The organism is Methylopila henanensis (assembly GCF_042681025.1).
GTDB lineage: Bacteria > Pseudomonadota > Alphaproteobacteria > Rhizobiales > Methylopilaceae > Methylopila > Methylopila henanensis.
In genome coordinates this window covers 323780-342937 of record NZ_JBHUER010000004.1, presented here as the reverse complement: position 1 = coordinate 342937, position 19158 = coordinate 323780, and the positions used below count along the sequence as shown (strand labels likewise).

Genomic DNA, 19158 nt, shown 5'->3' with positions numbered 1-19158 from the left:
AGGCGTGGCGAACATCAGAAAATACCGCGGTCGGTGGGTTGCTCAGGTCCGCCGCAAGGGCATCGCGCCGCGCTGCAAGAGCTTTGACACAAAGGCCGACGCCGAGAAGTGGGCGCGTCAGCTCGAGGCCGAAGTCGATCGCTGCGGCACGTTACCCGACACGCGGGTGGCAGCCTCGACGACCGTCGCGCAGATCATCAAGCGCTATCAGCAGGAGATCACGCCTCTGAAGCGCAGCGCCAAGAGCGAGCACCAGCGACTGAACGCCCTGCTCCGGCGCCCGATCGTGCACCGGACCCTCACTCTGCTCTCCTCGAACGACATCGCGAACTACCGTGACGAGCGCCTCAAGACAGTCGGGCCGGCGACGGTGATCCGCGAACTCAACACCCTGAGCCACTGCATCGATATCGCGCGCAAGGAGTGGGGCATCGTCATCTATGACAACCCCTGCAAGCTCGTGAGGCGGCCCGTGGCGCCCAAGGGGCGCAACAGGCGCCTACGGGCCGGCGAGGAGCAGAAGCTGCTGGGCGCGGCCGACAAGGGCCGCAATCCGCACATGCGCGCCATCATCATCTTCGCGATCGAGACCGCCATGCGCCGCGGCGAGATCGTGAATCTTCTATGGGAGCACGTCGACCTCGAGCGCCGGGTCGCGCACCTGCCAATGACCAAGAACGGCGAGCCTCGCGACGTGCCACTGTCGAGCCGCGCGGTGGCGGCGATGACCTCGAGCGATCGATCCCGTGAGGGAAAGGTGTTCCCGGTCTCGGAGACGGCTGTATTTCAGGCGTGGGACCACCTTCGCGGCCGGGCTGGCGTGCCCGACTTGCATTTTCACGATTTGCGCCACGAGGCGGTGTCTCGACTGTTCGAGCGCGGGTTCAATGTGGTCGAGGTCAGCACGATCTCCGGCCACAAGGAACTGCGGATGCTCGCGCGCTACACGCACCTGCGGGCTGACGATCTGGTAGCTCGGCTCGGTTGATAGCAGCAGCCCGGGGCCACAATCCTAGCGGCTAATCCTGAAGGACGGCACACTCCAAGAGTGCCAATGCGGATATAACAGAAAATTCAAGTTATTTATAATGTATTGATTTTATTGAAGAATTCTTTTTTGAAATTTTCTTGAGCTTGTCCGTCTGCTGCTCGCTACATTCATATTCACGTAAGCGCAAGAACAGCGCGCACGTCCGCAATCGGTAACAGCATCGCCGCGCTCGCAAGAGCGCGAACGAGGCCCCTTGTCTTCCGATTTACCAATGCATCCGAGCAATCGCTCCAAATACGGGTATAGAAATGTCCTTTAAGCGCTTAATCGCCCCGCTTCCCTCCGCTTCCTACCTCTCCCGGCTCGACGACGCTTGCAGACGCTCTGCTCTCAATTCACATGCTACTATTCTTTACCGTGAAGCTGCCCATGCCATCGCGCCTCGCGTCAACGAGGGGCTGAACGTCGCTTCCACTCAAACCAAACGCGAACTCACGCGCGCCAGGCGCTCGGCGCGGGACCGCCTCCGCAGACTTTATGACCGCGCTGACCACTTCGGCGTCGACGTTGGACAACCACGCATTCTTTCGAGTAACGCGTCTGTTTCTCTGCGATTTGCTAAGAACGGCCTATCGACCAAAGCGAAGTTCGACTTCGCCGAGGCGTTCCAGACGACGATCGTCGCTTTTATTCTACGCGATAGCGCGTTTGCACAGCGTGTCGGAGGTCTGATCAAGCCCGAGTATTTCGTTAATGAAGCCGACGCGGCGCTGGCTCGCATCGCGATGGACTACTACGCGGTCTACAAAAAGGCGCCGGACAAGAGCGTCGTCGGCCGCCTACTCAAAAAGGCCATCGACGCTGAAAAGCTCCATGCGGATCTGATTGAGGACATCAAGCTCGCGTTCGGCAATGTCCTGCGCGCTGACCTCTCCGACCGCGACTTCGTCATCGACAAAGTCACCGATTTCAACCGTCGCAGCGTCGTGTGGCCCCGCCTGGGCTAATCGGCTCAAAAGTTCGTAAACGAACCCAACCGCTCAAAAGGGCGCAATGAGCATCCCTGCGCCCTCGAACAACGCACGTATAAAGGAACTTATGCCCATGTCTTTCCGGCCAGAAATGAGAAAAATGGTCCACAATTACTTCAACAGCGAAAATGAACGCGCGCGCATAGAAGGCGCGAAGCGTTACAATGCTTTGTTGTCAGCGGAGCACGCTTACCTTTCCGATTCCGAGCGTGTTCAGCGAGATAGGGATCGAAGCGCCGCGGAGGTCGCTGAAATGGTTGCGGAGCTCAAGGCCACCTTTCCGCAGGAGGCTCGATCGACCAATGACTGAAACCGGGGAATTCGAACCGCGACCGCTGTCGCATTTGGAGCGCTTTCAGGCTCGGCAGCGAGCCCAAAAAGATCGCGCTCGGCTGCGGGATGTCGAGCTCAATCGCGCCATCGAAGAGCGGGATCGGCGGATCTATGAGCAGAAGCGAAAAGACGATCAACGCCGCAATTCAGCGAACTACCGCGCGAGGAAACGCGAGCGCGATCGAAGCTCTATGGCGGTATCTACCCTCTTAGACGCCCTTGGCCCCGTGCCCAGGGTGGCGCTTGCCAAAGATATGCTTCTCAACGAGGCGCGCCTATTTTCGGAGTGGCTCGATCTCGGTGGAACGGTGCAACGGCAGCTGGCTGGCCGTCGGCGTGAGTTAATGCGGAGTCGAGTTGCTCTGCTCCAGGCGCGTGGCGAGCTCGGAAGCGACCCGGGCTACGGTCACTTCGCGCACTACCTCAGTCGGATCGTTGGGGGCGAATGGTCTAAGGAGGCCGCGCGGACGCGACTTAATGCTATTCGACGCCTCGAAGGACCCGAAGGCCCTTGGACTGAAACCTATCCTTGACGCCAGGAGCCCGAAATGACGCGCGGTGCGGAACCCTCGCCGCGCGTCATCGGAGATCCAAGAAGGCAAACTGCTGTAAAATCAGACGATTGACACCCCTTCAAGGAGCTATCCAAGCCGGAGGGTTACACCACAAAGCGTCATCAGATCCCCTATATATGAGATATGTAAGTAAGAGTAATAACGTTTAGACGGATAGAACGCGCGCTGATGATGCCGGGCGGTGGAAGCCTCTAACTTCCGAACCAGAGAGATCTGCTCCGGCTTGGTATAGCCTGGGCTATCGAAAGAGCTTTTTGATCCTCGGATCCGCACGTCCAATTCGCCACGAGGCACCCTGCCGCTCGCTTCGGACGTCCTCTGCCCTCGCCCGAGCCACAGCATACTCACTGGCGACGCTCAGGAGCTCACTGACAGCGATTTCAAGTCTTTCAGCGAAAACCCTAGCTCTCGAGCCAGGCGGCCGCCTACGAGTCTCCTAATGGGCTGCCCAGTTAGAGGCGGTCGCTCAACTCCGGCGCACAATCGCTGCCACCTCCCGGACAGTCAGCCGCAATCTGGGCATGGGCAAGCCCGTGGGAAGCGAAGTCCTAGAAGGCGTTCATGGCTACGTAGGGAGTCGATAACGGGCTCGCGACGCGAGGCAATCATCCTTGGGACCGGTGGGCGGTATCAATTGAGGACCAAGCGAGGGCCACTCCAGTATCAACCCAGTCTCATCAAAAACTCGGACCTGGACAACACCGCCGCGGACAATGACCGAGGCTTGGGCGTTCAAATCGTTGGGAAATGAACGTTTGCCCGATAATCACGATAGTTCTGAAAGCCTCTGGATAGCTTGGCAGATTGGCGCGAACCCATTCTTCGCATCGGCTCTGCGCGCCATCCTTGGATCTGACCGATTTCAAGCCACCGCGCTTTGGTTCAGATCCTCGATCACCTTAATTAGCCGGTCGATGCGCGGGCCGTCGAACACCTGATCGGGCCCCTGCGGCGCGACGTCGGTGAACGGGCTCTCGTAGAGCAGGCCCGGCTCCATGGTGCCGCGCTCGGTCAGGTGATCGACCACGAGGCCGATGAACTCGATCTGCTCTTTCGAGGACGAGCCATCCGCGATGAACTCGGCGAACGCCTGCTGAACAATCTGCCGGTCGAGGCCGACCAAGGAGCGCACAAAGCCGCCGAAACCTGAACTCGTCTCGCGCGCTCGCTCGATCGTCTCTGAGCCGCCGATCCCGGCGTCGAGCAGCATGGCCTCGAGCTCGCCCAGATCGATCGCGGTCAGCGGCTTGCCCTGACGCAGCTTGTGCAGGGCGATGTGGTCCTCGTGCTTCTTCAGGAAGGCGCGGGCCTTCGCCTTGAATCGCACGAAGTCGACCTCGCCGACCTGCGGCAGGCCGTGCTCGACGCCCTCGCCGATTTCGTCGGCGAAGTCGGAGTAGACGATCTTCCGCTTCTGCTTTTCCATGTGCTGGATCAGGTCTCGCAGGCGCAGGCGCACCAGCTCGAGCAGCGGGACGGTGACGCCCTCCCACCACGGATCGGTCTGGATCTCCTCGATCAGCGCCGCCTGCGCGGCGATGCCTGGGATCGCGGTCTGCGCTTCGAGCGCGGAGGCGATCTCCAGCAGCTGGGTCTTCAGGGCCGCGAACCGCTTCGAGCCCTTCAGCAGCGCGAGCTCGAGCTGGAACATCAGCAGGTCGAAGCGCTTCGCCTCATCGGTCCCGTGCCGCTTGGCGGTCGGCAGCGGCGCGACCTGATCGACGAGCTCCTCGCGCGCGTCGGCGTCGATCGAGATCCAGGCGTCGAGCTTGAGATACTTCTCGACCGTCCGCCGGCGCTGACGCACGACGAAGTTGTCTAAGTTCATGCCGGCGATGGTCTCGCGCAGCTGTGCGACCGCATCGGCGCGGACTTCGTCCTCGGTCGGCGGCGCGCCGTCGCCAGCGTCATAGGGCGCCGGCTCCTCGGCCATGCCGTCCACCTTCGCGCGCTTCTCGTCGAGCGCGCGCACGAGATCGAGCCGGGCCGCGAACAAGCGCTCCGAGAGCGAGGGCGCGGCGCCGGGATCCTTCATCTCCGGGTCCGCGCCGAAGAATTCGAGGTTCGCGCAGTAGTCGAACACGCGGAAGAATGACTTGTCCTCGCCGGGGCCGAACAGGTCCGGGCAGAGCCGCGTGCCGCGGCCCATCATCTGCCAGAACTTGGTCTTCGAGCGCACCGCCTTGAAGAAGACGAGGTTCACCACCTCCGGCACGTCGATCCCGGTGTCGAGCATATCGACAGAGATCGCGACATGCGGCGCCTTCGACTTTTCGGAGAAATCGTCGATCAGGCTCTGGGCGTAGTCCGTCTTGTAGGTCACGACCCGCACGAAATGGCCGGCATGCTCAGGGTAAGCTGCGTTGAACCGCTCCTCGATGAACTCGGCATGCGCCTGGTTCTTAGCGAACACAATGGTCTTGCCCAGCCGGTCGCCGCCCTCGACCTTCACGCCCTTTTCCATGAAGTGCGCGATGACCTGATCGACCGTGTCCTCGTTGAAGAGCCGCTTGTTGATCTCGGCCGCCTCGACGCTGTCGGGGATCTCGTCCTCGCCCCATTCCAGCATGTCCCACTGATTTTTCTCGTCGTCCGAGAGGTCGTCGTAGCGAAGGCCGGAGCGGATGATTTTCAGCGGCACCGAGATCGCCTCGGGCGGCACGAGATGGCCATCGCGCACCGCCTCGTCGAGCGAATAGGCGTCGGTCGGCACGCCGTCCTCGAGGTCGAACAGCGCGTAGGTGTCGTGATCGACGTCCTCGCGCGGCGTCGCGGTCAGGCCGACGAGGAACGAGTCAAAATACTCGAAGATCGCGCGGTAGCGCTGGTAGACGGAGCGATGCGCCTCGTCGATCACCACGAGGTCGAAGTGGCCCGGCCCGAAGGCTCGCTTCCCGTCGGCCTTGCCGTCGATCAGGTTCATCATCGTCGGATAGGTCGACAGGAACACGCGCCCCTCGACGGTCTTCTCGGTCCCGAGGTTGACGGGCGCCGAGTCCGGCAGATGCGCCTTGAAGGCGTTGACGGCCTGCCGCACCAGGCTGACGCGGTCGGCGAGGAACAGCACCCGCTTCACCCAGCCGGCGCGCATCAGCAGGTCGATGAGCGAGACCACCGTGCGGGTCTTGCCCGAGCCCGTCGCCATGACGAGCAGGCCCTTGCGCTCGGAGTGCTCCTCGAAGCTCTTCGCCATCGCGCGAATGGCGCGCTGCTGGTAGGGGCGGCCCGCGATCTTGAGGTTCAGCTTGGTCTCGGCGAGCGTCTTCCGGCTCGTTCGCCGCTGGATCGCGAGCTCGAGTTCATCGCGCTTGTAGAAGCCCCCAATCTCGCGGGGCGGAGAGCGCGTATCGTCCCAGATCCAGTGCTCGTAGCCGTTGGAGAGGAAGATCACCGGCCGCTGGCCGAACCGGGCCTCGAGCGCATCGGCGTAGAGCTTCGCCTGTTGGCGGCCCTTCTGCGCGCTGTGCTTGGTGGCCTTGGCCTCGACGAGGCCGAGCGGCTTGCCGTCGAGCCCCCACAGCACGTAGTCGACGAAGCCGACGCCGCTCGCGGACGGCATGCCGGAAACCTCAAACTCGACGTCCTCGGGCCTCTCCAGCGTCCAGCCGGCCTCCTTCAGCAGCAGGTCGATGAAGCGGTCGCGGGTCTCGGCTTCCTTGTAGTCGTGCGAGTCCGGAACCGCGGCGTTCGCCTTGCGCGCCGCTTCGACCTCGGCGCGCAGCCGCTTCAGCTCATCGTCGAGTTCCGCCCGGCTCGCGAGCAGCTTCGTGAGCTCGCCGTCCTTGTCCTCGAGCGCCTTCTGCTGCTGCTGGATGTGCGCGAAGGCGCGCTTGACCACGTCGTCCTTGCGGGTCAGCGCCCCGGAGTCGAAGGCGAGCCCGTCGGCGGGGCGCTTACCCCGCGCATAGGTGCGGGCGAGCCAGAAGCAGACGTGGAACAGCTCCTTCACCGCGCCGGCGGCGTCGCCGGGCGAGATCGTCCTCTCCTCGTGCACCGCGCGGTTGCGCAGCGTGTTGATGTATTTCGCCTTGGCGAACACCGCCGGCCCCGAGAGCCGCTTGAAGCTCGGCTCGTGCAGCAGCGCCGAGATGTTGTCCTGGTAGGGCAGCGTCAGGCCGGGGTCGTTGCGAAAGGCCCATTTGACCGCGACCTCGACCGCCTTGCCGGCGAAAAACGCGGCTGCGGTGGGCGAGGCCGCCGCCTGTTTCTCGGCCTCGGCCGCGGCCTCGTGGACGTGGGGAAACTCGGCTGCGAGGAAGGCGAAATTGGACATGGCGTCAGGCTGCCCGGCGGTCGCTGAAATCGCAAGTTGCAAGGTATCTCGTAACTTAAAACTCCGCACGCCACGTCGCGGCGCGCAACATCACGCATGTGTCGAGCGGCGGCGCGAGCTCGAAGGCGCGGGGCTGGCGTGCGAAGTCGTGGAGCCGTGCGATTCGGAAGGCGTCGGGTCGCTCTTCGGCGAAGGCGCGCTCGTTCTCGGAGAGGAAGAACGGCGTCGTGCTCTGCCCCACCGTCGTCTTGACCTCGATCAGCCGCTCGCGCCCGGCGAGGTCGAAGGAGCGGATGTCGAAGCCGGCGCCGTCGCCATCTTCTTGGGAAACCCAGCGCACGGCGCGCGCGAGATCGGTCCGGCCGGCGGCGCGCAAGCTCGCCTGCTCGTGGAAGAAGATGCGCTCCTCGCCCTGCCGGCCAAGCGCGCGGTTGCGCGCGTCCCGCAGCGCCGAATCGAACTTTTTCACGATCCGCTCCAGTGGCGCAGGCGTCGGCTCGAAGCCCGGCGTCGGCGGCGCCTCGAAGAACAGGCTTGTCTGTTCGGCCAGCCCTGTCGGCGCGACGGTCGCGACCGGGTTTTCGAACAGCGCCGGCCTGGCGGCAAGATGGCGCTCGACGCCGTCGACCAGCGCGCGCTGGAAGTTCGCCCTTGGCTTAAAGCCCTGGATCCAGGGGATGCCGAGCCGCAATAGCACGGCGCTGATGTTCTGGTGCTTGAACTCGATCGAGCCGCGGCTGCGCCCGGTGAGCGCCTGCAGCGCGGCGTTGCGCTGCGCTTTGACGAAGGGCTTTCCGCTCAGCTCCAGCCCCAGCATGTCGAAGTAGTCGGCGACGATCAGGTCGACTTGCTCGTTCGTCCAGTCGCTGCCGGCCAGGTCTTCGAGCATGGCTAAAGCTGGCCGGAGAATGCGCGGTGCTGGAGGGAGGCAAAGAGGGCTTCAGAACTGGCCAATTGTGCGGTTGCATTATTTATTCCGAGCCAAACCTTTCGCAGCCGCGATGAAAAACGTTCCTGTAAATTCAATTTCGGCCATAAAGTTTTGACAGGATGAATATTGTTTCGATTTAGACTAGGATTCGCAGCGCTAGCTTCATAATTTTCAATAGGAAAGCGCTTGAAATAACAGTATACGAACTCCGGCAAATTTCCTCTGAATTCCTTAACGTAGAGTGTGGTATCGTGGGGCCAAAAATCGGTGTCTGTAAAATGAACATTTCCCACGGAACCCTTTCTTCCAAGTAAGACGCCTGGGCCGGGAGCAATTTTTTCGTTATGGTAAAACGAGATTCCGCCGGAAGAAATTACTGGAACATCTCCAAAAATTGCCTCCTTTTTAGTTATGTCCTTACCGCGCTGAAGCACAATTTGGTCTCCGATGATACCTTCATGCCAATCATGAGTATTGAACTCCGCTTTCTTTTTGATTGAGTTCCCGCCACAGGCGATGTCACCAAACATCTCCAGAAAGATCGACTGCGTCAGCCCGTCGAGCAACTCCAGCGCGCGCTTACGCTTCCGGCGCAGCGCGTCCGCCTTGTCCAGGATCGCCGCGAGCCGCCGCTGCTCGTCGAGCGGCGGGAGCGGGATGTTGAGCCGTGCGACATCCTTTGGGTAAAGATGGATTCCTTTGACTTGATCGCGGATGGCTGCCTGAGCAGCCGCGCTCGTCAGCCAGTAGTGGGCGAAGCCGGGATCGAGTCGTCGGTGATTGGGGCGAACGAGCAACCATTCGCCCGTTGCCAAAGCGCCCCTGACGTCTTCCGTGGCAAAAAAGCTCTTTGAACCGACGTAATCAGCATTATGAGCCGCATTTAGAATTAGGGTATCGCCAGGCAGAACCTGTTTCTTACTGAATTGAGACGCATAGTCTTGGTCGACGAACGATCCAAATTTTTCTCTAAAGCGGCCGCCATCGTCGACATCCCGTATCTTCAGCACCGGATGCCCCGCTTCGCGTTGTTCTGATTTAGCCGGCGTTTTGCCATTAAAGACGTCGGCGACATCACCAAGCGACACGAAGCTCAAAGCATCGCCTCCAGCTCATCCAGTCCTTCCGAAATCTCCCGCTCCAGCGCGCGCAGCTCCGCGATGATCTCCTTCGGCGCGCGATGCTCGGCGGCCTCGTGCACCACCTCCTTGTAGCGGTTGAGCGAGAGGTCGTAGTCGGCCGCCGCGATCTCGGCCTTGGGCACGCAGAAGCTCTGCTCGGTGCGCGCCCGCTCGCGCTCCGTCCCCGCCCGCTCCGCCCAGCGCCGTGCGGCGTCCGGCAGGTCGTTCTTCGCGGCCTCCGCGTCGTCGAGCGTCAGGCTCACCCAGGTCGAGCCCTCGCGCTTGCCCGGGTTCACGCCCTGCTTCTCTGCCGGCAGCAGCGCCGTGCGCTTGTCGTCCAGCGAGAAGCCATCGGCCTTGAGGTCGTAGAACCACACGAAATCCGTGCCGCCGGAGTTCGTCTTGGTGAACAGCAGGATCGCGGTCGAGACGCCCGCATAGGGCCGGAACACGCCGGACGGCAGCTTCACGATCCCGTCCAGCCGGTGGTCCTCCACCAGCATTTTTCTAATCGCCTTGTGCGCCGTGGAGGAGCCGAACAGCACGCCGTCCGGCACGATGACGGCCGCACGCCCTCCCGGCTTCAGAAGCTTCAGGAACAGCGCGAGGAAGAGCAGCTCGGTCTTCTTGGTCTTGACGATCTTCTGCAGGTCCTTGGCGGTCGTCTCGTAGTCGAGCGAGCCGGCGAAGGGCGGGTTGGCGAGGACGAGCGAGTAGCGGTCGCTGTCGCCGCCGTGTTCTTCGGCCAACGAATCCTTGTAGCGGATGTCCGGCTTCTCGACGCCGTGCAGCAGCATGTTCATCGAGCCGATGCGCAGCATCGTGCCGTCGAAGTCGAAGCCGTGGAACATGCCCTCGTGGAAGTGCCTGCGCAGCGTCTCGTCACGGAAGATCTCTGGGTGGTTCTCGCGCAGATATTCGCCGGCGCCGACGAGGAAGCCGCAGGTGCCCGATGCCGGGTCGCAGATGACGTCCTTCGGACCTGGCGCCGTCATCTCGACCATCAGCTCGATGATGTGTCGCGGCGTGCGGAACTGCCCGTTCTGGCCGGCGCTCGCGATCTTCGAAAGCATGTATTCGTAAAGGTCGCCCTTGGTGTCGCGGTCCTCCATGGGGATGTCGGCGAGGAGGTCGACCACCTTCGCCAAGAGTCCCGGCGTGGGGATGGTGAAGCGCGCGTCCTTCATGTGCGCCGCATGCGAGGTGTCCGCGCCGGCCATTACGCGGATGAAGGGGAAGACGTGGTCGGCGACGATCTCGAACATCTGCGCCGGCGCCTTGTTGCGGAACCGCGACCAGCGCATCTCCTCGTAAGGGAGGCCGCCGTCCTTGCCGATGTCGTCGCGCCCTTCCGGGAACACGCGCCGCTCCATCGGCTTGCCGAGCCGGTTGGCCTTGTTCTCGGCGAGCGTGTGGACGTCGTCGAGACCGCGGATGAACAGCAGGTAGGTGATCTGCTCGATGACCTCGAGCGGATTGGCGATGCCGCCCGACCAGAACGCGTTCCAGACGGCGTCGATCTTGGACCTGAGTTCGCCCGTTAGCATGCCATGTCGCCCGATTCAGTTATGCCATTCGCGCGGGATGCTAGAAGGGACCGGCCAAGGGGGGTAGTGCGGAGAGGCGACACGATGGTTGCAGCGACGACGAGCATCATCGGCTTCGACTCCGCGTGGGTCGACAAACCCACGGCGCCCGGCGCGGTCTGCGCGATCCGGCTGACGGATGGCGGGCGCTTGAAGTTCATCGAGCCGCTACTTGCGTCCTTCGCACAAGCGCTCGAGTTCATCCGCGAGGAGCAGCGCCACAGCGAACGCTGCCTTGTCGCGCTGGACCAACCGACCATCGTGCCCAACGCCTCGAGCTGCAGGCCGGTGGACCGCGTTGCCGGCTCGCTGATCTCATGGCTCGGCGGCGGCGTGCAGCCGGCGAACCGCTCGAAGATCGGCATGTTCGACGACGCCGCGCCGATCTGGCGCTTCAAGGAGGCGCTCGGCGCGATCGAAGATCCCGAAGGCGCCCGGTCGGCGGCCTACGGTTTGTTCCTGATTGAGGCCTTCCCCGCCATGGCGCTGCCGACGCTCGAGGCGGCTTACTTCGGCTACAAGCTTGGGCCGCGCTACAATCCTGACCGGCGCAAGACGTTCAAGCTTGAGCATTGGCGAGGCGTGCTGGCGGCAGTCTCGCGCTTTGCGCTGGTCGAGGGCCTCGCGGGCATAGCGAACTGGGCCGAGAAGGCTACGGCGATTGAGAAGCCGCGGAAGGCCGACCAGGACAAGCTCGACGCGGTCATCTGCGCGCTGGTCGGCTACCAGTGGCTTGTGAAGTCGCGCGCGGGCTCGGTCATGATCGGGGACCTCAAGACTGGCTATATGATCGTCCCGGTTAGCCCTGATGTGAGGACGAGGCTCAGGTTGGCCGCCGTCGTGCGAGGGGTAACGATTGATGGTTTCATCTAATAGACACGACCAACCTCTATGAAAAAAACTCGTGGAGACCTCCCTTGAACGTTAATAAAGAAAATTTTAAAAATGGACGACGGTTAACAATAGCATTTTTTGATGTTTTTAGTTCGTCAGCGGCTGAGACGGCAGAGGACGCGAGGCGCATATTTGATAATGGCGTTTTTGCAATGATAAATTCAACAGTCTATGATTTTAATGATGAATTACAGCGATCGCTCAAAGAGCTTTCGGATTTTCTCCAAGCACCTTGGCCCTAAGCATGGACATGATAAAGCAATCAGAGACCGCGCGCTGTCTATAGCGCAGCAGCATCTAGGAGAAAATCCAGACAAAGTAGCCGATCATCTGGCCAAATCACTTTTCTCGATTGCCGATGAGAATTACGATTATCTTGCTCCAAATAATTTGATTGTGCTTTCAAACGGCGTTAGCGAATTGAAAATTGGATCCGTCAGTATCTATGACTGCGACAAGGTTATTTCGGAACTTTCTGCAAGGCCAATCGATCCGAGGGTAAAACTCGTTTGCGCGACCGGCTTCTCTGTTGAATTTTCTGATCCCTTGATTGTGTCTCTTCATCCAGTTTGCTGGTTAGTGCGCGTCAATGCTTTGAAAGAAAATGTGGATGAGGAGGCAAAATGGCTTATCGACGTTGCTACGAGTGCTATTCGCTTGGCCGTCGAGGATGGTGAACCTTTTTTTCCATCATTCGGAACGCTAGAATGGCACCCAATAAATCCACCTCGGAATATTAAGCCCAGAGTTATATTCCACGAGAAGGGTCTAACGCTTGGAGACCATTACACTAAGGCATTTTATACCATAAACGAAAAGGAAAAGGCTCGAATAGAGAGCGCTGAGCTGGCTCCAAAATTTGGTGCGATTTTGGATCAACAGAGCGGCACAATGGCGGAGCGCCTGGGCCAATGTTTAGGCTGGCTGACGAGAGGCCGGCAGGCCGATGATCGATCAGAGCGTTTAATGTTCTTTTTCACCGCAATTGAAGCACTGGTAACAGGAAACGACTCATCTGCACCGGTCGTTCAGAATATGGCGCGGAACGTAGCCGTTTTGTGGACAAATGATATGGAGATGCGAGCGCAGGTCGCCAAATCAATTAAGCGTCTCTACGGCTTTCGTTCTCAGACTATTCACACTGGAAACCGCTCGTCTAGCTGGGGCAACGTCAACGAGTGCCAAATCATCGCGGAAACGCTTGCCCGCATCGTTTTCGAGTCGGTCGATCTCGCCGATCCCCATGAGAAATTTTTGAGTGAACTGTCGATCGCGAGCTTTGGCCTTGCTTGGCCGTCCACGTAGGTCGATGGCTGATAATGGTGGATACCGCTAGGTCGCGTCCACGCCTCGTCCACATCGCTATTGCGCGGCGCGCCCACGATCGGTCCACGGCGCGCCCGCCTCGTCCCCGTCGGCGCGCTTCCCTGATTGCCCCGCGCGTCGCGATCGGCTAGTTTCCGCGCCGGCTCATGCACCCGTAGCTCAGCTGGATAGAGCGCTGCCCTCCGAAGGCAGAGGTCAGAGGTTCGAATCCTCTCGGGTGCGCCAGCACTTCCCTTATCTGTCAGATCCTTACGAACAATCGCGGGTTGGCCGGCGTCCGCGCCGCGCAGCCGTCCAAGGCTTCCACAACCGCGCGTCGTTCGTAAATCCAAGGTCTTTCGGCGCCTCGCCGGGCGCGGGGGCGGCCAGAACGGCGTCGGACCCTACGAGGCACGGCCATGCTTTCGCGACGCGCGGTCCCTGAGCGGCGTGATCGGCGATGGAGGGGCGCGCCTCCGGCGGTGGCCGCCCTGATCTTCGAAACCGGGCCTGCGAGCGCGGGATCGTCGATCGGGGCCGCGCTCGGGTCACACGCTCAGGTGCCGCAGAACCCGGTCGCGGGCCTGCGGCTCGGCGGGGCCTTCGTCGTCGATCTCGCCGAGCTTCAGCACCGCCCAGCGGTCCGCGACGCGGAGGGCGAAGTCGAGGTTCTGCTCGACGATCAGGATGCTCGCGCCGCCGGCGTCGCGCTCGCTGAGAAGCACGGAGGCGATCCTGTCGATCACCGAAGGCTGCAGCCCTTCCGAGATCTCGTCGATCAGCAGCAGGCGCGGCTTCAGCATCAGCGCGCGGGCGAGGATCAGCATCTTCTGTTCGCCGCCCGACAGGGTCCCGGCGCGCTGCGCCAGCCGGTCCTTCAGGAACGGAAAGTAGCCGAACCCGGCGTCGAGCGCCGCCGGCAGCCGCCTGTCGCTCGCGACCGCGAGACGGAGATTGTCGCGGATCGTCATGTCCTGGAACAGCGGTTGCTCCTGCGGCGCGTAGCCGACGCCGAGCGACGCCAGCTTCGTCGGCGTAAGACCCGCGACCGAAACGCCGTCGACCGCGATCGAGCCGCCGCGCAGCGGGACCATGCCGAGGATCGTCTTCAGCGTGGTGGTCTTGCCCATGCCGTTCTTGCCGAGCAGCGCCACGATCTCTCCCGGGCGCACGCGCAGCGACACGCCCTTCACCACCGTGATCGCGCCATAGCCGCTCGCGACGTCCCGAAGTTCGAGTTCGCCGCCTTGCGGCGCGAGCTTGCGAGCCGCCTCAGTCATGGCCGCCTCCGGAATAGATGGTTTTCACCAGCTCGGAATTGACGACCTCGTCCACCGTGCCGTCGAGCACGAGCCGGCCCTGGTGCAGCACGACGATGCGCGACGAGATCTCGCGCACGAAGTCGAGATCGTGCTCGACCAGCACCGCGGCGACGCCGAAGTCTTTGGTGAGCGACTTCAGCACCGCGCCGATGGTGGTGCGCTCGGCTTTGGTGAGCCCCGCGGTCGGTTCGTCGAGCAGGATGACGCGGGGCTCTAGCGCCACCACCATCGAGAGTTCGAGAGCCTGCTTCTGGCCATGCGAGAGCAGCCGCACGGGGGTCGCCAGCATACGGTCGAGCCCGGTCATGCGCATGACGTCGAGCGCGGCCTGCGGCAGGTTCAGCGTCGCGCGCCGTCCGACGAGGCTGAGGCCGTCCTGCGAGGCGCGGGCGAGCAGCAGGCAGTCCGCGACGGTGAGGCTCTCGAACACGCTCGCGACCTGGAACTTGCGGCCGACGCCGAGCGCGACGATCCGGTTCGGCGAAAGGCCGGAGATCGGGACTTCGCCGATCGCGATCGCGCCGTCGATCGGCTCGGTTCCGTCGCTGAGGCACCGCATCAGGGTCGTCTTGCCGGCGCCGTTGGGGCCGACGAGGCTGACGAGTTCGCCGGCCCGGACCTCCAGGTCGATGTTCTCGAGCACCTTGAGGCTGCCATAGGATTTCGCGAGGCCTGAAACCTTCAGCAGCGGGCGATCGGAGGCCGTTTCGGCGGGTCTCAGCGCGCGGGCGGCGAGCTTCGGGGCGAAGCCTTCCGCGCGCCCGGACGGCAGCAGAGCGAGGCCGCGTCTGGCGATCTCCGCAAGGCCGCCGGGCAGCAGGATGATCACGGCGACGAAGGTCGCGCCGAGCAACAGCTGCCACAGGAACGGCAGGTCGCCGGAGAGGTTGGCGCCGAGATAGTCGATCGCGATCGTGCCGAGCACCGGACCGAGCAGCGTGCCGCGGCCGCCGAGCGCGACCCAGATCACGAGCTCGGTGCCGAACAGAAAACCCGCGTTCTCGGGCGCGACGACGGCGCTCGCATTGGCGAACACGAAGCCCGCCAGCCCCGCGACGCCCGCGAGCGCGGTCGTCATCACGATCTGGATGCGCCGCGGGTTGAGGCCGAGATAGGCGCAGCGCGCGTCGTTGTCGCGGACCGCGACCAGCGCGCGACCGGCGTCGGAGCGGACGAAGATCCAGGCGGCCAGCGTCGCGGCGACCAGCACGGCCGCGGCGAGCCGGAAGAAGCCCTCGATCTCGAACGGCAGCACGTCGAAGCCGACGAGGCCGCTGCTCGATCCGGTCGCTTCGCCGCCGGAATAGATCAGCTGGACGACGACGATCGGGACCACCAGCGAAACGACCGAGGCGTAGAGCGCCGTCGAGCGGCGGTAGAAGGAGAGCCAGCCGACCGCGAGGCCGAGCGCCGCCGGCGCCGCGACCGCGATGGCGAGCGCCGCGGCCATCCATTGCGGCGTTCCGCCGAACTGGCCGAGCGTCATCGCGGTCGCATAGGCGCCGACGCCGAAGAAGGCGGCCTGCCCGAACGTGAGCGCCCCCATGTAGCCCCACAGCAGGTCGACCGTGATGGCGAGGACCGCGTAGATCATCGAGCGGGTGAGCACGTTGACGGCGAACGGGTCGAGGTAGAGCGGCGCGATCCAGAGCGCCGCCATGGCGAGGACCGCGGCGACGACAGGCGCCGCGATGGAGAGGCGACGGACGCCGGGCGCGGCCAGACCGATGACGTGAGCGTCGTTACGCACGGGCGAATCCCTTCGGGCTGACGCGCAGCACGAGCGCGGCGAGAATCGCGATGGCGATGTTTCCGAGGATCGGGCTGACAAAGGTGCTGATCAGGACCTGCGCCGCGCCGAAGACCAGGCACGCGATCGCGAGCGCGAGCAGCGAGCCGTTCGCCACCATCACCAGCATGAAGGCCCCGATCAGCCAGGCGACGCCCATGTTCGGGTCGACGCTGGTGAGCGGCGTCAGCAGCACGCCGGCGAGCGCCGCGAGCCCCGCGCCGATCATGAAGGTGATCAGCCGCACCCTGGCGGTGTCGATGCCGAGCCCGCGCGCCAGCGTCTCGTTCATGATGACGGCGCGCGCGGACAGGCCGAGCCGCGTGCCCTCGATCGTCGCGGCGAAGGCCCCGCCGATCGCGACCGCCGCGGCCAGCGCCGCAAGGCGATAGGCCGAGTAATCGGCGCCCAGGAGGTTCACGGTCCCGGACAGGAGGTTCGGCGTCATCTGAACGTCGCGGCCGAAACCGAGCGTGATCAGCTGCCCGATGACGATGCCGAGACCCCAGGTCGCAAGAATCGCGTCGAGCGGCCGCCGGTAGAGCGGGCGGATGATGACGAGCTCCGCGAGCCCGCCGAGCGCGCCGCCGACCAGAAGGGCGAGCGGCAGCGCCAGCCAGGGGTTGAGCCCGAGCTGGGCCGTGACGACGGCGCAGTAGGCGCCGATGGTGAGCCACGCCCCGTGGGCGAAATTGATGATCTTAAGCACGCCGAAGATGGCGAGCAGGCCGACCGAGACCACGAACAGGATCGCGGCGGTGGTCGCGACGTCAAGGATCAGCAGCATCGCGCTCTCCCGATGTCCAAGAGGAAGGCCGGCCCGCTGTGGATCGCGGGCCGGCCGAGGCTCAAGCCCGGGCTCAGTTCAGCTTCGGGCACTGCTCGCCGGGATCGACGTCCTTGAACGTGCCGACGACCTTCACCGTGCCGTCGCCCTGCACCTGGCCGAGATACATGGTCAGCGGCGCGTGGTGCTGCTTGCTCATGCCGATCGCGCCGCGCGGGCCGGTGAAGGTGACGGTCGGAAGCGCCTCGAGCACCTTGGCGGTCTCGGTTCCGCCAGCCTTCTCGACGGCTGCCTTGTAGAGGTAGATCGCCTCGTACTGCGGGACCGAGAGATCGTTCGGGGTCCGCAGGGCGTCGCCGAACTTCGCCTTCATGGCGGCCAGGAAGGCCTTGTTCTCGGCGCTGTCGATGCCGGTGACGTAGGAGGCCGACAGGTAGACCCCTTCGGCGTCCTTCCCCATGCTCTTCGCCGTTCCCTCATCGACCGCGAGATTGGCGAAGGGCAGCGAGACGCCGGCGCCGCGCAGCTGCTTGGTGAGGGTCACGTTGGGCGCGCCGCCCGCCGTCGAGGTGATCAGCGCGTCCGGCTTGGCGTCCTTGAGCTTGGAGATGATCGAGGTCCAGTCGCTGCCGTCCATCGGCAGGTACTCTTCGCCGACGACCTTGCCGCCGGTCTTCTCGATATAGGCCTTCGCGAAGGCCAGCATGCCGCGCCCGAAGGCGTAGTCGCTGCCGATCAGGAAGTAGCTCTTGGCGCCCTTGTCCTTGACGAAGGCGTCGACCACCGGCGGCACCTGCTGCTCCGGCACCCAGGCGTTGACGAACATGTTCTTGTTGCAGGATTTGCCCTCGTAGAACGAGGTGTAGATGTACGGCTTGCGGCCCTTGGTGACGGCCGGCAGACCGGCGTTGCGCGCGGCGCTCGTCTCCATCGAGATCAGCACGTCGACCTTCTTCGAGTAGATCAGCGAGTCGAACGCCTTCTGCGCGCCGGCGGCCCCCGAGCCGTCGTCGGCGATCTCGAGCGCGAGCTTGCGGCCGAGCACGCCGCCCGCCTTGTTGATCTCCTCGACCGCGAGCTCCGACGACTGAACGACCGACGGCGCCACGACGCTGTTGGCGCCGGACAGACCGACCGGAACGCCGATCACGATCGGCTTCTCCTCCGCCGACGCGGCGGCGACGCTCGCGGCGAGCGCTGCGGCGAGAACGAGGATACGGCTCTTGGACATGTGGGAACTCCCCGAGGTCGACTGATGGATTGGCGTGGGCTCAGCCGTAGACGTCGGCGCGGCGGTCGCTGAGAACCGAATTGAACGCGCTCAGCTGCTTGGCGGCGGCCTGGTCGAGGTCGATGACGGCGGTGATGGTCTCCGGCCGGTCGCGGCTCGCGGGGCCGGCGATCGTCCAGCCCTTAGGCCCGATGATGAGGCTTTGGCCCTCGAAGGGCTGCCCTCGCTCGACGCCGACCCTGTCGGCGCAGGCGATGAAGACGCCGTTGGAATGCGCCGCCGCCCGATGCAGCGTGTTGGCCATCGCGGCCTCGCCCTCGGGCTGGCCCGGCATCGGCACCCAGTTGGTCGGAACGCACACGATCTCCGCGCCGCCGAGCGCCAGCTGCCGGAAGGTCTCGGGGAACCAGCCGTCGTAGCAGATCGCCACCCCGACCTTGCCGAGCGCGGTGTCGAACACCGGGAAGCCGACGTCGCCCTTCCGGAAGAACAGGTTCTCGCGGTCCCAGAGATGGGCCTTGCGGTAGACGCCGACATAGCCGTCGGGACCGGTGACGAGCGCCGAGTTGTACAGCGCGTCGCCGGCGCGTTCGGCGATCCCGGCCACGATGTGGACGCCCAGCTCCCTCGCGAGCGCGCCCCAGGCCTTCGAGGTCGGCCCGGCGGGGACCTCCTCGGCGAGCGCCGCGACTTCTTCGGCGCTCTCGAACACGTAGCCGGTGTTCGCGAGCTCCGGCAGCACGATGAGCCTGCTGCCGGAGCGGGCGGCGTCCCAGATCAGCTCCGACGACCGCGCGACATTGCCGTCGACATCGCCGAACACCGGTTCGAACTGGATGCAAGAGACCTGTAATCGCGGGCGAGCGGGTCCGTTCGCTTGGATCATGGAAGCTCCAAAACGCAAAAAAGCCCCTGGCCGCGGAGGTTATCCGCAATCCAGAGGCTTCATAGCCGAGATGTAATGCAGCAATACCGCTGCAGGGCAATCT

Annotated in this window: 15 protein-coding genes and 1 tRNA gene; 7 read left to right on the top strand and 9 right to left on the bottom strand. The window is 63.5% G+C overall.

Annotated elements, in window-relative coordinates:
• The 4 genes from ACFSCV_RS07915 to ACFSCV_RS07900 form a co-directional block, all read left to right on the top strand.
• Positions 1 to 988: integrase (locus ACFSCV_RS07915; RefSeq protein WP_378798656.1), on the top strand; the 988-nt coding region annotated here is incomplete at its 5' end.
• Between the two features lie 311 nt (positions 989 to 1299).
• On the top strand, positions 1300 to 1998 hold the full coding sequence (locus ACFSCV_RS07910) for a hypothetical protein (RefSeq protein ID WP_378798654.1): 699 nt from the start codon (positions 1300 to 1302) through the stop codon (positions 1996 to 1998).
• Positions 1999 to 2044: 46 nt separating this feature from the next.
• The gene (locus tag ACFSCV_RS07905) at positions 2045 to 2332 is read left to right on the top strand and encodes a hypothetical protein (protein WP_378798652.1); all 288 of its coding nucleotides are present in this window, start codon (positions 2045 to 2047) and stop codon (positions 2330 to 2332) included.
• A complete protein-coding gene (locus tag ACFSCV_RS07900) occupies positions 2325 to 2888 on the top strand; it encodes a hypothetical protein (RefSeq protein WP_378798650.1) in 564 nt (187 codons plus the stop codon). Before ACFSCV_RS07905 ends, ACFSCV_RS07900 begins: the two co-directional genes overlap by 8 nt.
• Before the next feature lie 904 nt (positions 2889 to 3792).
• Here ACFSCV_RS07900 and ACFSCV_RS07895 read toward each other — a convergent pair.
• From ACFSCV_RS07895 to ACFSCV_RS07880, 4 genes are read right to left on the bottom strand one after another with little or no spacing between them, the layout of a single operon-like run.
• The gene (locus tag ACFSCV_RS07895) at positions 3793 to 7203 is read right to left on the bottom strand and encodes a DEAD/DEAH box helicase family protein (RefSeq protein WP_378798649.1); all 3411 of its coding nucleotides are present in this window, start codon (positions 7201 to 7203) and stop codon (positions 3793 to 3795) included.
• Between the two features lie 55 nt (positions 7204 to 7258).
• Positions 7259 to 8092: a protein NO VEIN domain-containing protein gene (locus ACFSCV_RS07890; protein WP_378798647.1), complete on the bottom strand. Its 834-nt coding sequence runs from the start codon at positions 8090 to 8092 to the stop codon at positions 7259 to 7261.
• Between the two features lie 2 nt (positions 8093 to 8094).
• A complete protein-coding gene (locus ACFSCV_RS07885; protein WP_378798836.1) occupies positions 8095 to 9222 on the bottom strand; it encodes a restriction endonuclease subunit S in 1128 nt (375 codons plus the stop codon).
• 5 nt (positions 9223 to 9227) lie between these two features.
• Entirely contained in the window at positions 9228 to 10802 is a 1575-nt protein-coding gene (locus ACFSCV_RS07880) for a type I restriction-modification system subunit M (RefSeq protein ID WP_378798645.1), read from the bottom strand.
• A gap of 84 nt (positions 10803 to 10886) precedes the next feature.
• Between ACFSCV_RS07880 and ACFSCV_RS07875 the strand changes: the two genes are divergently transcribed.
• The 3 genes from ACFSCV_RS07875 to ACFSCV_RS07865 all read left to right on the top strand — a co-directional run bounded on the left by ACFSCV_RS07875 (position 10887) and on the right by ACFSCV_RS07865 (position 13286).
• A complete protein-coding gene (locus tag ACFSCV_RS07875) occupies positions 10887 to 11714 on the top strand; it encodes a DUF429 domain-containing protein (protein ID WP_378798643.1) in 828 nt (275 codons plus the stop codon).
• Positions 11715 to 11915: 201 nt separating this feature from the next.
• Entirely contained in the window at positions 11916 to 13040 is a 1125-nt protein-coding gene (locus tag ACFSCV_RS07870; protein ID WP_378798641.1) for a hypothetical protein, read from the top strand.
• Positions 13041 to 13209: 169 nt separating this feature from the next.
• A tRNA-Arg gene (locus tag ACFSCV_RS07865) sits at positions 13210 to 13286 on the top strand.
• Positions 13287 to 13588: 302 nt separating this feature from the next.
• Here the strand turns inward: ACFSCV_RS07865 and ACFSCV_RS07860 are convergent.
• The 5 genes from ACFSCV_RS07860 to ACFSCV_RS07840 all read right to left on the bottom strand — a co-directional run bounded on the left by ACFSCV_RS07860 (position 13589) and on the right by ACFSCV_RS07840 (position 19055).
• Positions 13589 to 14320, bottom strand: a complete 732-nt coding sequence (locus tag ACFSCV_RS07860; RefSeq protein ID WP_378798639.1) for an ABC transporter ATP-binding protein — start codon at positions 14318 to 14320, stop codon at positions 13589 to 13591.
• Complete coding sequence (locus tag ACFSCV_RS07855) at positions 14313 to 16022, bottom strand: ABC transporter permease subunit (RefSeq protein ID WP_378798834.1); 1710 nt, start codon at positions 16020 to 16022, stop codon at positions 14313 to 14315. The genes ACFSCV_RS07860 and ACFSCV_RS07855 overlap by 8 nt, the downstream gene beginning before the upstream one ends.
• Positions 16023 to 16104: 82 nt before the next feature.
• Positions 16105 to 16938 (bottom strand): branched-chain amino acid ABC transporter permease, encoded by an 834-nt coding sequence (locus ACFSCV_RS07850; RefSeq protein WP_378798637.1) that lies wholly within the window; start codon positions 16936 to 16938, stop codon positions 16105 to 16107.
• A 73-nt stretch (positions 16939 to 17011) separates the two neighbouring features.
• The gene (locus ACFSCV_RS07845) at positions 17012 to 18169 is read right to left on the bottom strand and encodes a substrate-binding protein (RefSeq protein WP_378798635.1); all 1158 of its coding nucleotides are present in this window, start codon (positions 18167 to 18169) and stop codon (positions 17012 to 17014) included.
• Between the two features lie 40 nt (positions 18170 to 18209).
• Positions 18210 to 19055, bottom strand: a complete 846-nt coding sequence (locus ACFSCV_RS07840; protein ID WP_378798633.1) for a nitrilase family protein — start codon at positions 19053 to 19055, stop codon at positions 18210 to 18212.
• Between the last annotated feature and the right edge of the window lie 103 nt (positions 19056 to 19158).